The sequence below is a fragment of the Bradyrhizobium erythrophlei genome (assembly GCF_900129505.1).
In the GTDB taxonomy this organism is placed as follows: domain Bacteria; phylum Pseudomonadota; class Alphaproteobacteria; order Rhizobiales; family Xanthobacteraceae; genus Bradyrhizobium; species Bradyrhizobium erythrophlei_D.
Genome location: NZ_LT670818.1, coordinates 7338604 through 7350278, shown reverse-complemented (window position 1 = coordinate 7350278; position 11675 = coordinate 7338604). Strand labels below are relative to the sequence as shown.

At 60.8% G+C, this 11675-nt stretch carries 13 protein-coding genes and 2 pseudogenes; 8 read left to right on the top strand and 7 right to left on the bottom strand.

The window, feature by feature from the left end:
* Position 1: 1 nt before the first annotated feature.
* Both B5525_RS34475 and B5525_RS34470 read left to right on the top strand, forming a co-directional pair.
* Positions 2 to 1183 carry a thiolase family protein gene (locus B5525_RS34475; RefSeq protein ID WP_079570301.1) on the top strand — a complete coding sequence of 394 codons (1182 nt, stop codon included), beginning with the start codon at positions 2 to 4 and terminating at the stop codon, positions 1181 to 1183.
* A gap of 25 nt (positions 1184 to 1208) precedes the next feature.
* Positions 1209 to 1517 (top strand): EthD family reductase, encoded by a 309-nt coding sequence (locus B5525_RS34470; protein WP_079570300.1) that lies wholly within the window; start codon positions 1209 to 1211, stop codon positions 1515 to 1517.
* A gap of 41 nt (positions 1518 to 1558) precedes the next feature.
* On the opposite strand, the gene B5525_RS34465 is transcribed toward B5525_RS34470, so the two are convergent.
* Entirely contained in the window at positions 1559 to 2341 is a 783-nt protein-coding gene (locus B5525_RS34465) for an SDR family NAD(P)-dependent oxidoreductase (protein ID WP_079570298.1), read from the bottom strand.
* A 121-nt stretch (positions 2342 to 2462) separates the two neighbouring features.
* Between B5525_RS34465 and B5525_RS34460 the strand changes: the two genes are divergently transcribed.
* Complete coding sequence (locus B5525_RS34460; protein WP_079570297.1) at positions 2463 to 3500, top strand: zinc-binding dehydrogenase; 1038 nt, start codon at positions 2463 to 2465, stop codon at positions 3498 to 3500.
* Positions 3501 to 3616: 116 nt separating this feature from the next.
* Here B5525_RS34460 and B5525_RS34455 read toward each other — a convergent pair whose 3' ends face one another.
* Both B5525_RS34455 and B5525_RS48030 read right to left on the bottom strand, forming a co-directional pair.
* Positions 3617 to 4111: an FCD domain-containing protein gene (locus tag B5525_RS34455; RefSeq protein WP_244567686.1), complete on the bottom strand. Its 495-nt coding sequence runs from the start codon at positions 4109 to 4111 to the stop codon at positions 3617 to 3619.
* Positions 4112 to 4138: 27 nt separating this feature from the next.
* Positions 4139 to 4351 (bottom strand): annotated as a pseudogene (locus B5525_RS48030) (GntR family transcriptional regulator); the annotation flags it as partial.
* Between the two features lie 331 nt (positions 4352 to 4682).
* Between B5525_RS48030 and B5525_RS34450 the strand changes: the two are divergent.
* Both B5525_RS34450 and B5525_RS34445 read left to right on the top strand, forming a co-directional pair.
* Positions 4683 to 5156 (top strand): cupin domain-containing protein, encoded by a 474-nt coding sequence (locus B5525_RS34450; protein ID WP_172900032.1) that lies wholly within the window; start codon positions 4683 to 4685, stop codon positions 5154 to 5156.
* A gap of 218 nt (positions 5157 to 5374) precedes the next feature.
* Positions 5375 to 5573, top strand: a pseudogene (locus B5525_RS34445) (acyl-CoA dehydrogenase family protein); the annotation flags it as partial.
* Positions 5574 to 5599: 26 nt separating this feature from the next.
* Here the strand turns inward: B5525_RS34445 and B5525_RS34440 are convergent.
* Positions 5600 to 5998: a hypothetical protein gene (locus B5525_RS34440; protein WP_154073616.1), complete on the bottom strand. Its 399-nt coding sequence runs from the start codon at positions 5996 to 5998 to the stop codon at positions 5600 to 5602.
* Positions 5999 to 6197: 199 nt separating this feature from the next.
* Positions 6198 to 6602, bottom strand: a complete 405-nt coding sequence (locus B5525_RS47625) for a hypothetical protein (protein ID WP_154073615.1) — start codon at positions 6600 to 6602, stop codon at positions 6198 to 6200.
* Positions 6603 to 6652: 50 nt separating this feature from the next.
* On the opposite strand from B5525_RS47625, the gene B5525_RS44830 reads away from it, so the two are divergent.
* Positions 6653 to 6823 carry a hypothetical protein gene (locus tag B5525_RS44830; protein ID WP_154073614.1) on the top strand — a complete coding sequence of 57 codons (171 nt, stop codon included), beginning with the start codon at positions 6653 to 6655 and terminating at the stop codon, positions 6821 to 6823.
* Between the two features lie 57 nt (positions 6824 to 6880).
* On the opposite strand, the gene B5525_RS34430 is transcribed toward B5525_RS44830, so the two are convergent.
* Positions 6881 to 7114: a hypothetical protein gene (locus B5525_RS34430; RefSeq protein WP_079570289.1), complete on the bottom strand. Its 234-nt coding sequence runs from the start codon at positions 7112 to 7114 to the stop codon at positions 6881 to 6883.
* A 1063-nt stretch (positions 7115 to 8177) separates the two neighbouring features.
* Complete coding sequence (locus B5525_RS34420; protein WP_079570288.1) at positions 8178 to 9173, bottom strand: 2-dehydropantoate 2-reductase; 996 nt, start codon at positions 9171 to 9173, stop codon at positions 8178 to 8180.
* Between the two features lie 110 nt (positions 9174 to 9283).
* Between B5525_RS34420 and B5525_RS34415 the strand changes: the two genes are divergently transcribed.
* Positions 9284 to 10183, top strand: a complete 900-nt coding sequence (locus B5525_RS34415; protein WP_079570286.1) for a LysR family transcriptional regulator — start codon at positions 9284 to 9286, stop codon at positions 10181 to 10183.
* 279 nt (positions 10184 to 10462) lie between these two features.
* Positions 10463 to 11542: an IS630 family transposase gene (locus tag B5525_RS34410; RefSeq protein WP_079570285.1), complete on the top strand. Its 1080-nt coding sequence runs from the start codon at positions 10463 to 10465 to the stop codon at positions 11540 to 11542.
* Positions 11543 to 11675 lie beyond the last annotated feature (133 nt).

The following is an 11675-nucleotide window of genomic DNA, read 5'->3' as shown; positions in this document are numbered from 1 at the left end:
CATGCGCCGCGCTGTTATCATCGATCTCGTTCGTACGCCGTTTGGACGCGCGCGCGAGAACGGCGTGCTTGCCACCTGCCACCCGGTCGATCTCTATGCGCATATGCTGAAGGCGTTGGTTAGGCGGACGGGAATCGATCCGGCCCTGGTCGAAGACGTGATCACGGGCTGCGTGATCCAGGTCGGCGAGCAGGCTGCCAATATTGGAAGGCAGGCGGTTCTCGCGGCTGGCTTTCCGGAATCCGTTCCCGCCGTGACGCTTGACCGCAAATGTGGCTCGGCCCAGCAGGCGATGGATTTTGCCGCGCAGGGCGTGATAGCCGGCGCCTATGATCTGGTGATCGCCGGTGGTGTCGAGATGATGGGTCTCGTACCGATGCGCGCCAACCGCCTCGGCAAGGACAATCTTGGGCCATTGCTCAGGCAGCGCTATCCGGACGGTTTTGTCCATCAGGGCATCTCGGCCGAGCTGATCGCGGCCCGGTGGAATATCTCCCGAAAATCACAGGACCTGTTTGCCGAACGCTCGCACCGGCTTGCAGCACAGGCCGAGGATGCGGGCTTGACGGCGCACGATATCGCGCCGGTCGAAACGCCGGCCGGGCTGGTGTCTCGCGACGAGGGTCTGCGCCGCGACACCAACGTGGCCAAGCTCGCGGAGTTGAAGGCGTCGTTCCACGACCCCGAGATGGCGACGCGCTATCCCCAGCTTCGCTGGAGCGTGACGGCGGGAAATTCGAGCCAGGTCAGCGACGGCGCGGGCGCCGCGCTGATCGCCGAGGAAAGGACGGCCCGCAGTCTCGGCCTGACGCCGCGCGCCGCACTCACGCATTTCGCCGTATCGGGAGACGATCCCATCTTGATGCTGACGGGTGTCGTTCCGGCAACCAGGAAGCTGCTGGGCAGAGCCGGCATCGACATTGGCGACATCGACGCCTTCGAGGTCAACGAGGCGTTCGCGTCTGTGGTGCTGGCTTGGCAGAAGGAGTTGAAGCCAGATCCCGAACGGGTGAACATGTTCGGCGGCGCCATCGCGCTCGGACATCCCGTAGGTGCGTCCGGCGTCCGGCTGACCGGCAACCTGCTGCGTGCTCTGGAAAAGACGGGTGGACGATACGGGTTGCAGACGATGTGCGAGTCCGGCGGCATGGCCAACGCCACACTGGTCGAGCGTCTGGCATAGCAACGATTGAACGGGGGACACGACCATGATCGTCGTCAGCGTGCTTTATCCCAGTGATCCGGAATCGAAATTCGACCTCGCCTACTACCAGAACAGCCATCTGCCGCTGTGCCGGGATCTGCTGGCGCCGATGGGCATGCAATCGCTGACCTTCTACCGGCCGATCGTCACCGACCCCGGCGCGGTCTTCCAGCTTGTCGCCGAATTGCGTTTCTCGGATTTGAAGACGACGAACGCTGCGCTCGCGGCCCACGGTCCGCGCACCCAGGCCGACATTCCGAATTTCACCGACGTCAAGCCGATCATCCTGATCGGTGAGGAAATCGCCGGATGAACGCAGGCCGGATCGCTCCGACCCGCGTTGATCTGTTCCACCTACTGCCTCGCCGTCGTACCACCGTCGATGACCAGCACGGTTCCATTGCAATAGCTCGCCTCGTCGGACGCGAGATAGAGGCAGCCATAGGCCATTTCTTCCGGTGTCCCCGGACGCCGCATCGGCGTCAGGCGGTCCGCCATATTGGGATCATCAAACAGGTTCAGCACCGAGGCGACCATCGGCGTGTCGATGAAGCCGGGCGCGATGCAGTTGGTGCGGATATTGTCCATGGCGTAGGCGACACACATGGCGCGGGTCAGATTGATCGAGCCGCCCTTGGCCGCGCAGTAGGTGTGTGCCGCGCCAAGGCCCTGAAAGCCCGAAATGCTGGTGACGTTGACGATCGCGCCGCCGCCCTGCTTCTTCATTTCCAGCACGGCGAGTTTCGACATCAGGAAGCAGCTGGTCAGGTTAATGCCGATGACTTCGTTCCACTTGTCGAGCGAGGTCGTTGCAATGTCGTTCATCGAGCCTTCGCTCTTTTCCATCCAGCTGTAGCCGACGCCGGCGGAGTTCACGAGAATGTCGATGCGTCCGAAGGCATCGAGGGTGGCTTTCATCGCCTTGGCCGCGCCGGCTTCGGTAGCCAAGTCGGCCGATACAACCGCGCCCTTGCCGCCGGCTGCCTCGACCAGCTTCAACGTTTCGTCGAGTGCGCTCTGGGTGCGCGAGACCCCGACGACCTTCGCACCTTCCTTCGAGAATACCTGCATCGCTGCGCGGCCGACGCCAGAACCTGCGCCTGTTATCAGTGCGATCTTTCCTTCCAGCCGTGCCATAGGTCCCTCCCGGTTTGCGGACGTGAAAATGCTCGATAGTTCGAGCTTTTGTGGTTGATATCAGGCTAGATCGTATGACAATATTGCACAACAATTTTTGTCATCCTGGGAGGGAAAAGTCATGAAAGCCGCCGTGTTTCGCGGGCTCGGAAATCCGCTCGCCATTGAAACGGTCGTCGATCCGGAGATCCGGGATGGCGAAGTTTTGCTGAAGGTCGCTTATTGCGGCATCTGCGGGTCAGATCTGCATGCGACCGCAGAAGGCGTGTTCGTCGTTCCGGATGGCACGGTGCTCGGTCATGAATTCTCGGGCGAGGTTGTAAAAAGCGCCGACGCTGCCTGGAAGAAGGGCGACCGGCTGACGTCTGTTCCTGTCAATGCCTGTGCCGACGAGATTTGCCAGCGACTAGGTGCCTGCAAGAACGACCTCGGCATTCTCTGTCCCAACAATCGCATTACCGGTCTCGCAGTCGATGTGCCGGGAGCCTATGCCGAATATGTCAAGGTCGGCGCGCGGCAGGCGCTCCGGCTGCCAGACGGGGTGTCCTATGAAGAGGGTGCGTTGGTCGAACCGCTCGCCGTCGGCCTCCATGCCGTGCGCAAGGCCAAGCTCGGCGTGGGCGCGCGCGTCCTGATCATCGGCGCCGGGCCGATCGGCCTGTCGGTGGCTGCGTTCGCCAGACTCGCCGGCGCGCGCGAGGTCGTGGTGAGCGAGATGAACGCGACAAGGCGCGAGAAGTCGATGGCAATGGGCGCGACCGCGGTTATCGATCCGGCATCGGCGGACACCGCCGAAGCCTTCGTCAGGATCGCGGGCTGTCCGCCCGACGCGATCTTTGAATGTGTCGGCGTGCGCGGCCTCATCCAGCAATGCATCGACCTGTCGCGTCCGCGCGGCCAGATCGTGGTTGTCGGCGTCTGCATGATGGAGGACACGGTCGTGCCGATCTCGGCGATCCTCAAGGAACTGGATATCCAGTTTGTGCTCGGCTATCTCAGTGAGGATTTCGATATCGTGCTCGATGCGATCGCCAAGAAGGCCATCAACGCCATGCCGCTGGTGTCCGACATCGTCGGTTTCGATGAACTGCCGGCCGCGTTCGAGGCCTTGCGCAGGCCGAAAGGCCAGATCAAGGTTCTGATCCGGCCCGGCGTCTGATCGGATCTATTGCCGCTTCGTGAATCGAGTGCAGCGTATTTTCGCGAGACTGGTCGAGTTCGTTGCTGGGGAGGGCGCAACAAGATTCCGGTTCGAAAAGCAGCGGGCACAGCGGCCTAGGACTGGACCGGTGCAAACGCTTCTTGCGAAAGGCGGTCAAGCGCCAGACGGGTGCGTCTGATGTGAAGATGCATCACCCGTTCCGACAGGCGAGGATTGCCGCTCAGAACGGCGCGCGAAATCGCCTCATAGTCCTGGAACTGCTTTTCGTGCTGACGCGCCGTCACATAAGGCTGGAACTGCAAGCGCAGCAGGTGAATCTGCATCAGGGGCATCAAACGTTTCAGTTCACCATTGCCGCCGATGCGAAGGAGTGCGTCATAGTAGGAGCGGCGCTGGTCAAGGAATGCAATGCTGTCACCCTGATCCCGGAACGTCATGAGCTTCTCGTGTTCGGCGGTGAAGGCCTCGCGGTTCCCTTTCATGTCGATATGCTGCGCTGCAAGCCGTGCGACCAAGCCGGTGAGAACTTCCAGGATCATCAGCGTATCGCGCACCTCGTCGCGCGTCATGGCGCGGACGAAGGCTCCGCGATGGCGGTTCAGCGTCACGATGCCTTCCGCGGCAAGCCGTTTCAGTGCCTCGCGGACCGGCCCGCGGCTCACGCCAAGATTGCGCGTCAGATCCGCCTCGACGAGACGCTGGCCGGGGACCAGGCGGCCGGCGTGGACGCCGCGGATAATGGCGTTGACGACGATGTCAGGAAAACTCGCGCCTTCGCCTTCCGATCGCGTATCGACAGCATCGGTCACGCCGCGAGTGGGGACGATCAGTCCAAGACTTTCTGCCATCCTGCTAATACTTTCGCGCTCTTCCCACGTACATGCTCACCCTATAGGGGGGAAATGATTCTGTGGCAAACGCAATATATGCATTATTGTCGTACAAAATTGTCGGTCAGCAATGTGAGAAATAGCCTTGCAATCCTGCTCTGAACAGTAATTGGAGAAAACCGGAGACCCTCGTTCGTCTCGAGCGACGGCCGCAAAAAAGCGAGGAAACCCTTCCCGATCGAGGGGAATTTTCAGCTCGAGGCAGCCCGAGTGCAGCAAGCGGTGGCGCCGGAATGCCGATGTGCTATCATGTTGCCCTACGATAATGTCATACAATGGGAGGACAAGAATGCGTGGACCGTTGATGCTTGCCTTGTTCTTGTTGGCCTTGGGCACCGTTTCGGCCCGGGCGGGCGATGTTTACGTCATCGACAATGCGGCGGGAAAGACCCCGGTGGCCATCAAAAAGGACGCCTTCGTGCTGACCGCAGTGCCGGCCATGGGGGAGGGCAAGCCGAATGAGGGCTTCGCCTACGCGACGGCCCTCGAGCTCGCCGGAACCGGCGTTCAGATCGCAAGGGGCCGCGTCGAACCGGGTGGGGCCGTGGCAACCCACGACGGTCGTCAGCAATACATTCTCTATGTCATAGGCGGTACGGGAACGCTTGGTCTTGTTGACCAGACTGGCGCGACAATCAGCGAGATCAAGTACAAGCCCGACGATGTAATCGTCTTCCAGCCCAACACGCTTCACAACTGGAAAAATGCCAGTGCCGCCCCGTTCGAGTTTCTCGGAGTGGATATCGCTCCGCCCCGGAAATAACGCTCGCCTGGCGCGCGGCCTCGGCCTCGGTCGGTATTGGCGGCAGAGTCGTTCTGCTGCCAATGCTTCCTTGAGGTTATAACGCTGGCCCGCCTACGGTGCAGATCAGAAACCCGCGATCGCCGGCCCAGATTTAGAAATCTTCATGGTCTATTCCGAGTCCAACAAAGTCATCGAGCCGAAACGCCTCCAGTCGTTTATGGACCGCCATGTCTATCTGCATGTGGCTGATCGGACTTGCCGAGCGGACGCTCGAGAAAATGTGCGTTCGAACCGGAAGCCGCGTTGCTTTCGGTAAGCCGGTTTCCGAACAGACCGTGACGCAGGAGCGCATCGCGGAATGACGCATCATGATCGAGCCTGCAGACCCTCAACGCGGCTCATATGATGGATACGGTGAGAAACAGAACGGCGTCATGGAGAGGCATCTCAACTGAGAGGGCCTAGTGTGATTTGGGTGTCGGCCCGGCTGCGTGGGTCGATTGCTGCAGGGCGTCGAGTTTCTCGGTTAGGGCGGTGATCTGCTCGGCGAGCTTTTTCATTTCCGCCTGCTGAGCGACAAGCTGATCTTGAACGACTTGCAGTTGGTCGACAGCCTGCTGCTGGGTGACCTGGAGACCCTTGGTGGTCTCCAGAAGCTCGTCCGAAGGCCGCCGGCTACCCGCTGAAGCAGTGGGAGCGTGCGGCGCCGTTGCGACCGAGGAATTACCGCCTGCGGCCCACAGGGTTATCCAGCCACCGCCAATGAGCACTACTGCGGCAACCAAAGTGATCACCATGCGCCGGCGCATAGCCTGCGCGGTTTGCTGCCGGCCCTGAAGAGAAAGCGGCTCGTCAGTCATCAAAGGACTCTCGTCGATAACTGCCACCCTTCACGAGAAAGGTTTTGGCACATCAACCCGTCAGTGCGGCCACTAATACTACGCTGTCATCGTGTCTAAGTCTGTCCACACCCGTTTATTGGACAGTTGCAGCCCGGTGGGAGCTAAGCAATTGATATTACTGGCGCTCCCTAGCGGGGCCAAACCAGTTTTTTGGTATCTAATTTACGAATGATATCAGTAATAAAAGTTCTTTGGATTGGGGCATGTAGAACGTTTTGTAGAACGTTTCTTGCTCATTTGCCTCCCATCCCGGCCTGCGCTTCAATAGCGGCATGGCCCCCCAAACGTCACCTTCGGCGAAATGCGCGAGATGGGCATCCGCCGCGACGTGCTGATCTATTGCGCCGATTACCGGTGCAGCCATTCGATCTCGATGACCGCAGACCAATGGCCCGATCACGTCCGGCTGTCCGACATCGCGCACCGCTTCGTCTGCACGGCCTGCGGCAAGCGCGGGGCGGATGTCCGGGGCAAGTTTTCTTCCGTTAAGATGGGCACAGATGCCTGACACGGACGCTCCTGCCACTCGAACTCTGGTTTCGTTGCCCTTGAGATAGATCAAGCGTGCGGCCTCCCGGCTGTTCTGCGTTCCGGGGTGAGAGGCGCGCCGCCATGGGGAAGTCCGATACCCCCGACAATAGCAAATATCCTCCGGTCAAGCCGACCGCCGCGAGCACGCCGCCGAACGGGGATGAGCGCAGGAGGATCATCGAAGAATATGCCCGCCCCTTGCGAGAGTTCAGGGAGGCGATCAAGGCGATCCTGCGCAGGCTGACGCATTGACCCCAAAGCGCACCATCGTCCAATTCGTCAGGGCAACCGGGATGACGGCCAGCCCGATTACCGATCTCGCGCCAGCTTCCGCTTCCCCCAATGCGTCTCCTTGCGGTCGGGGTTGAATACCCGCTCAACATGCCGGTTCAACGCCCGCATGACGCCGATCCGGGCGAACATTGTCGGGCCGCCAAGCTCGGCAACGAGAAGCAGGGCTTCCATCGCGGCCTGCCATTCTGGGGCGTCGTGCTGGGCTTTCGGAAGCTTGGTGATGTAGAGGGCGGCGTCCCGGAGGGTCATGAGCTGGCGACCGCGCGGCACCGGTATCGGATTGTCGAAATCGCGAGACCAGCCACGGTTGCTAATGTCGCCAGCCCTTCAGGTCAACAATGGTGCGAAAGCCGCTCGGCATTCGCGGCGCGTCTTCGTCGTTGCCCCTGTTGCACTCGGGACAGGGCGCGCCAGCGCCACCGCAGGTGCAGGCGTGCTCGCCTTCCCATGGTCGATCCGGGTGGCCTTCACACAGCCAGCCGCAATCCTCGCAGAGTGAGCATTTCATGATTGGGGAGTCAGCCTCGGGTCGCGCAGCCCTTGCAAAGCAATATTACCTTTTTGTTTGATGCGTCGGCAGCCAGCAGCAGTTTTGCGAGCTGGCCTCAGTGCCGGTTGGTCGCCGCTTCCATGAACGCGAGAACCGTCCGGGGCACCTCGTCGTATTCGGCATAGCGTCGTCGTAGCTCGTCGGCGATATCGACCGTTACGTCACGCGACCAGCCTTCGGTGGCATTGAAGGCGACGATGCGGACTGGATTCTCATATTGCCCGTCGAGCAGGTTTCGGACCAGCGCCGCGTGATTAGCTCCCGCTTCGTCGGTCTCACGCCATGCCCTACCGAGAGAGCCAAAATCGTCCAGTAAAATGTATGTATCTGCTCAGGCCCATGGGGCGCAATTGACGGCGAGCCACGCATAACGTCGCGATGAAAGCATTGAGCGCGCATTATGATTTCAGCTGGGCGACCGCGTTGGCGGCTGAATAAGAAAACAGTCCCGACCATCGCTCCGCAAGCGCAGCAATCACATACGGCTCAGGAACTTTCCGTTCCTCTTCGCGGGGATGTCGACCATGACGCGTGCTGCCGCCCGCCCGGAGCCTGACCGCGTTTGAAGCGTTGACGCGGTGCCGTAGCATGCCGAACAGACGCCGCGGTGGCGAATTAAGCGAACGACCGGTTATGGCGCAAAGCGGCCGTTCGCCAGGCCACGGAATTTAGTTAAGAACCCATAACTGTTGTCCTCCCATACACGCGGTGAGCCGAGCGCCGCCAGCAGCTATGTCAGATTTGGCGGAGGAACGCCCGGGCTTAGCGCTGGGCATCATTGCCGTAGAGTCCAGCCTGCCGGCCACGTTCCTGTACCAACGCAAGCACCGCGTCGATCGTCGGTGTTGCGATCTTGACGAGGCGGCCCATTTCCTGGACGGCGGTAACGAGTGCATCGATCTCTAGTGATCGGCCTCGTTCGAGATCTTGCAGCATCGAAATTTTGTGACCGACGACGGAACCGGCTGCGTTCAGCCGCCTCTCCATCATTTGCTCCGGAATGGTGAGACCGAGCGATGCTGTTATCGCCTGGGCTTCGGCCATCATGGACTTGCATAGGGCGCGGAGGCCGGGCTCGGAGGTGACGCGATCGAGGGTCGCGAGGGTAAGGGCGCTGATCGGATTGAAGCAGACGTTGCCCCAGAGCTTGAGCCAGATGTTCCAGCGGATCGTATCGCGGATCGGCGCATCGAATCCGGCCGAAACCAGGGCATCGCGCAGGGCCACGATGCGGTCCGAGGTGGAGCCGTCGGGTTCGCCGATGATGAAGCGCTTGAACAGACGATGTTCGATCACCCCGGGCGCCACGACCTCGCAGGCGGGATCGACCACGCAGCCGATGGCGCGCTCCGGTCCAATCACGTTCCATTGCGCGGCGCCGGGATCGACGCTTTCCAAATGATGGCCGTCCAGCGGGCCGCGCTCCCTGTAGAAATACCACCAGGGAATTCCGTTCATCGCTGTGAGAACGGCGGTGTGTGGACCGAGCAGCGGAGCGAACGCGCCCGCGCTGGCGTGGGACTGCTGTGCCTTCAGCGCGCAGATCACGACGTCCTGCGGACCAAACGCCGCGGGGTCGTCGCTCGCCGGCAAGTCTGCCGTGCGCGTCTGCCCTTCCACGATTAGCTTGAGCCCGTGCCTTCGAATGGCCGCCAGATGCGCACCGCGGGCAATGACACACACTTCGTGGCCAGCTAATGCGAGTTCCCCCGCCATGTAACCGCCGATCGCCCCGGCGCCGAATACGCAGATCTTCATGGCTCGATCCTATGTTCTGTCACCAAGGACAGACACATAGAGTCTCCCGGTTTTGGCGAGTATCCGGAGATTTCGAGAGACATCTTCCCGTTTTTCGCGATAATGCGCCCATGGACAAGTTCGCGGCGATGCGAGTGTTCGTTAAGATTGCGGATGCTGGGAACCTGTCGGCCGCGGGCCGTCAGTTGGGTCTTTCCCTGACCTCCGTCAGCCGGCAGCTCATGGCACTCGAAGAGGTCGTCGGCGCCACGCTTGTCGAGAGGACGACGCGCCATCTCTCGCTGACCGAGTCCGGCCGGCTCTACTACGAACGGGCGAAGCAGATTTTGGAGGAGGTCGCCGAGATGGAGCGCGGCCTGACGATGCAGACGGGGGTCGCGTCCGGCCGGTTGCAGGTGAGCGCTCCATCGCTGCTTGGCCGGTTGCGGTTGGCGGCAATGCTGCCCGGCTTCCTGGCGGAGCAGCCTCGGGTCTCGGTCGATCTGATGCTGGTGGATCGGCCGGTACGTCTTGCCGAGGAAGGTATCGATGTTGCCGTTCGCGTTGGACCGCTGGAAGACTCAGGCCTCATTGTCCGCAAGCTCGACGACATCCAGCTTGTTGTCTGTGCCGCGCCGGATTATCTGCGCCGGCGTGGCGAGCCGGCGACGCCGGACGACCTGGTCGAGCAGGACTGCCTGGCCTTCGGCGATGTACCAGGCGTGGCAGAGTGGAGCTTCCAAGATGGCGCAGTGCGAAGATCTCTGCGCATTCCAACCCGGCTTTGTGCCAATGACTTCGAGACGTTGGTCAGCGCGGCTTTGGCAGGGGCCGGGCTCGTCCGGGTGCCATCCTGGCAGGTTGCACATTGTCTCGCTGACGGACGGCTTAGGATTGTGCTCGAGGCCTATCAGCGGCCCCCCACGCCATTGAGCATCCTAACCCTGCGCAACCGCCTGCTTCTGCCGAAGGTGCGCGCCTTCGTAGACTTTTTGCAGCAGCACTGGATGCGTCCGCGACCGCCTCCTTGATGTCGTCGGACGGCTGTAAGGTGTTCGGTAGACACAGACGAACGGGATGACAATTAAGCGGCCGCTGGACCAGTCGGGTCGGTTGGATGGATGTCCGTTGTCCGGTGGATAGTGTTGCAAAAGTCCAAAATCGAAAGACCCTGAAAATCTCGCTAATTAATTTAATGAATCACGAATTGGCTGCGGATGGGCTGTTCCGGGAATCGTGTCAGGATCTTGCTAGTGTTCCGTTGCTGACAGACGATTCACAAATCGGCGCGAACCTGCAAGTCTGCGCCGATGAGGAAAATCGAGCAGATTGGGATCAACGCGGCTGATCGCGAACGATTGGAGCGGTTTGTTCGGGACCGAAACACGCCGCAGAAGGTGGTTTGGAGGGCGCGGATCGTGTTGCTGGCGAGCGATGGCCTGACAGCGGAGGGGATTGCGGCGGCTGTGGACAAGAGCCTGCTGACGGTCCGTCGCTGGCGCCGCCGCTTCGTGGCAAAGGGAATGGACGGGCTGTTGAAGGATGCGACCCGCCCATCGCGTGTTAAGCCGTTGGCGCCCGAGAAGATCAAGCAGGTGGTCCACATGACGCTGCATGCGAAGCCGCCGAATGCGACCCACTGGAGCCTGCGCAGCATGGCTGCGGCGGCAGAGCTCTCCTACAGCAGTGTCCAGCGGATATGGCGTGCGCACGGGCTCAAGCCGCATCTGGTCGAAACGTTCAAAGTCTCGCGCGACAAGAACTTCGCGGCCAAGGTGGAGGACGTGGTTGGGCTCTATCTCGATCCACCCGACAGGGCGTTGGTCTTCTGCGTCGACGAAAAGAGCCAAATCCAAGCCCTCGACCGTACTCAACCGGGATTGCCCATGAAGAAGGGGCGGGCCGGTACCATGACCCACGATTACAAGCGCAACGGCACCACCACCCTGTTCGCAGCGCTGAACATGCTGGATGGCAAGGTTATCGGGACTTGCATGCCGCGCCATCGACATCGCGAGTTCCTGCGCTTTCTCAGATTGATCGACCAGCAGACCCCCGCTGGTCTCGATCTCCATCTCATCGTTGACAATTATGCCACGCATAAGACGCCGGCCGTAAAGCGCTGGCTCAAAGCCCATCCCCGCTTCCATTTGCACTTTACGCCGACTTCGGCTTCCTGGCTCAACATGGTCGAGCGCTTCTTCGCCGACATCACCCGAAAACGTATCCGCCGCGGCGCCTTCAAGAGTGTCGCGGAGCTCAAAAGCGCCATCATGGAATACCTGGAAAACCACAATGCAGACCCCAAGCCATTCATGTGGACCAAGTCGGCCGGCCAAATCCTCGAAAAGGTCGCACGGGCGAAACAAGCGTTAGAGTCACAACACTAGGTTGATGATAGAAGGATCGGGATTATCAGTTCCTGTTCCTCCCGCTTAAAAGGTAATCCAGCGTTTATGTTTGACGGATTCGCTGGAGGCTCCTTCGGCTCGTGTTTCCGCTAACTACGCTGATCGGCTGCTA

Bases quoted from the DNA above. Each gene is read 5' to 3' on its own strand.
- B5525_RS34475 (WP_079570301.1), top strand. From the start codon at position 2: ATGCGCCGCGCTGTTATCATCGATCTCGTTCGTACGCCGTTTGGACGC.
- B5525_RS34470 (WP_079570300.1), top strand. From the start codon at position 1,209: ATGATCGTCGTCAGCGTGCTTTATCCCAGTGATCCGGAATCGAAATTC.
- B5525_RS34465 (WP_079570298.1), bottom strand. From the start codon at position 2,341: ATGGCACGGCTGGAAGGAAAGATCGCACTGATAACAGGCGCAGGTTCT.
- B5525_RS34460 (WP_079570297.1), top strand. From the start codon at position 2,463: ATGAAAGCCGCCGTGTTTCGCGGGCTCGGAAATCCGCTCGCCATTGAA.
- B5525_RS34450 (WP_172900032.1), top strand. From the start codon at position 4,683: ATGCGTGGACCGTTGATGCTTGCCTTGTTCTTGTTGGCCTTGGGCACC.
- B5525_RS34440 (WP_154073616.1), bottom strand. From the start codon at position 5,998: ATGACTGACGAGCCGCTTTCTCTTCAGGGCCGGCAGCAAACCGCGCAG.
- B5525_RS44830 (WP_154073614.1), top strand. From the start codon at position 6,653: ATGGGGAAGTCCGATACCCCCGACAATAGCAAATATCCTCCGGTCAAG.
- B5525_RS34430 (WP_079570289.1), bottom strand. From the start codon at position 7,114: ATGACCCTCCGGGACGCCGCCCTCTACATCACCAAGCTTCCGAAAGCC.
- B5525_RS34420 (WP_079570288.1), bottom strand. From the start codon at position 9,173: ATGAAGATCTGCGTATTCGGCGCCGGGGCGATCGGCGGTTACATGGCG.
- B5525_RS34415 (WP_079570286.1), top strand. From the start codon at position 9,284: ATGGACAAGTTCGCGGCGATGCGAGTGTTCGTTAAGATTGCGGATGCT.
- B5525_RS34410 (WP_079570285.1), top strand. From the start codon at position 10,463: ATGAGGAAAATCGAGCAGATTGGGATCAACGCGGCTGATCGCGAACGA.